The organism is Microbacterium sp. BF1 (assembly GCF_019279095.1).
Classification (GTDB): Bacteria; Actinomycetota; Actinomycetes; order Actinomycetales; family Microbacteriaceae; genus Microbacterium; species Microbacterium maritypicum.
In genome coordinates, this window is sequence record NZ_JAGYWT010000880.1 from 1 (window position 1) to 541 (window position 541).

General features: G+C 67.7%; 1 protein-coding gene. It reads right to left on the bottom strand.

Features of this window, described 5'->3' with window-relative positions:
* Positions 1-60: 60 nt before the first annotated feature.
* Positions 61-465: a hypothetical protein gene (locus KZA10_RS17335; RefSeq protein WP_068483746.1), complete on the bottom strand. Its 405-nt coding sequence runs from the start codon at positions 463-465 to the stop codon at positions 61-63.
* Positions 466-541: the final 76 nt, after the last annotated feature.

Sequence of the window (541 nt, forward strand, 5' to 3'; positions counted from 1 at the left end):
CCATCGGTGGCGACCGTCGACGCCTTGACGATCACGGCTGTTGCAGTGCGAGAAACCATGTCACTCCCCCATCGGTCGACCGACCGTGAGCACGCCCGGGCCGACAGGCTCGAACGGCTCCCCGCCGTTGTACTGAGCTTCCAGGCGCTCCACCTTCTCCATGATCGCCTCGTTCGCGAACTTCGACAGGTTCGTCATGCCGACGTTGCGCATGTAGGCGACGATCGCTCCGCGCATGCGGGCGGAGTCGTCGGGGTGCTGGTAGATCGTGATCTTCGGGGGCTTGCCGGGCTTCTCCCCCTTCTCAGCGGCGCTCAGCGGCTCTGTGACGCTCTTAGCCGCCGGGGCGGGCGCAGTGGAGGCCGGAGCCGCTGCGGGAGCCTCCTGGGACGCTTCCGGGGCCGTGGGGTGATCGAACGGGCTCGCGCTCGACAGGCTCGACTTACGGGGGGCGGGACGGTTCATGACGGATCTCCTTCGATAGCTGCCAGGTGCTCGGCGTAGATCGCTCCGAGCGCGGTTGCCTCGGCACTCCCCCACT